2 protein-coding genes are annotated in these 1,452 nt (G+C 65.4%); both read right to left on the bottom strand.

The genetic code is table 11. The features are described 5' to 3' along the window. Positions 1-36: 36 nt before the first annotated feature. A complete protein-coding gene (locus BN1056_RS05455) occupies positions 37-927 on the bottom strand; it encodes an IS256 family transposase (RefSeq protein ID WP_280516441.1) in 891 nt (296 codons plus the stop codon). Then, complete coding sequence (locus BN1056_RS14950) at positions 899-1,270, bottom strand: transposase (protein WP_280516440.1); 372 nt, start codon at positions 1,268-1,270, stop codon at positions 899-901. Before BN1056_RS14950 ends, BN1056_RS05455 begins: the two co-directional genes overlap by 29 nt. Between the last annotated feature and the right edge of the window lie 182 nt (positions 1,271-1,452).

The following is a 1,452-nucleotide window of genomic DNA, read 5'->3' as shown; positions in this document are numbered from 1 at the left end:
GAGCCTGTCAAGGTTTCTGTGTAAGTGGGTTGTTGCTTACAGGTAGGGGCGGATTCGTTCGGGGTAGGCGGCGGCGAGTTGGGCGAGGGCTTGTTTCCAGTTGGTGGTGACTTGTCCTTCGACCATTCGGGCCTTGGCCTTGCGTTTGCTGGCGGGTAGGTTCTTCTCCTTGTCCCGTTCTCTGGCGCGCTTGTCCTCGATGTTGCAGATGGCCAGCCACAACAGCTTCACCGCGGCCTCATCGGAGGGGAACTGGCCCCGGTTCTTCGACACCTTGCGCAGCTGGTAGTTCAGCGACTCGATGGAGTTGGTTGTGTAGATGACCCGGCGCAGCATCGGCGGGAACGCCAGGAACGGCGTGAACCGCTCCCAGGCCCGCTCCCAGGTCGCCACCGCCTCGGGATACTTGCTGCTCCACTGGTCGGAGAAGTCGGCCAGGGCCCCCAGGGCGGCCTCCTCGTTGGGGGCGGTGTAGACGGGCTTGAGCGATTTGGCGACCTGCTTGCGGTCCCCATAGGCCACGAACCGCATCGAGGCGCGGATCAGGTGCACGACGCAGGTCTGGACCAGGGAGTTGGGCCAGGTCGCCTCGATCGCCTCGGGCAGGCCGACAAGTCCGTCGCAGCACACGATCAGCACGTCCTTGATACCGCGGTTGGCCAGCTGCGCGCACACGTGCGCCCAGAAGGAGGCTCCTTCCTCGGCCTGGACCCAGATACCCAGCACGTGCTTGATCCCGTCCATGTCGACCCCTACGGCGATGTGGGCTGACCGGGTGGTCACGCGGTGGTCGGCGCGTACCTTGATGCGGATGGCATCGAGGTAGATGACCGGGTAGAACTCCTCCAGGGGACGGCTGGGCCACTCCATGACCGCCTCGCACACCGCGTCGGTGACCTTACTGATCGTCCCGGCCGACAGCTCCACACCCAGGGTGGTCTCCAGGTGGTGCCGGGGTCTCGCGCACCGTCATACCGCCCGCGTACAGGCTCACAATCATCGAGTCCAGGCCGCCCCGTGCGCCGCTGGCCCTTACGTACCAGGCGGGGCGTAAACGAGCCGCCCCGGTCCCGGGGGACCACAGGTCTCGAACGGTGCCCACCTCCGAATCGATCATCTTGGTCGTGGTGCCGCCCCGGGCGTTACCACGGGCAGCCTTGGTCGGCTCGCCCTTCTCGTAGCCCAGGTGATCGGTCAGCTCTGCCTGCAGGCCCCGCTCCAGGGCCTCCTTCAACAGCGCCGGCAGCAGCCCGTCAGCACCAGTGAGCACCCGCCTTGCCGGACCCGGGCCTGCTCAAACAGGTCATCCAACGCACCAGAGGCGGCTAGCTCCCGGGCCACACCACTACCAGTCGGAACGGTCCCGGAGGGGGCGGTCTTCTCCTTATCAGTCACAGTCATGACAGTAGGTCCTCTCAATCAGGGCTTACACAGACCATTGAACACGCCCAG

Source organism: Actinomyces succiniciruminis (genome assembly GCF_900002405.1).
GTDB lineage: Bacteria > Actinomycetota > Actinomycetes > Actinomycetales > Actinomycetaceae > Actinomyces > Actinomyces succiniciruminis.
Note: the sequence above shows the minus strand (reverse complement) of the source record. Positions and strands in the feature narration are given on the sequence as shown.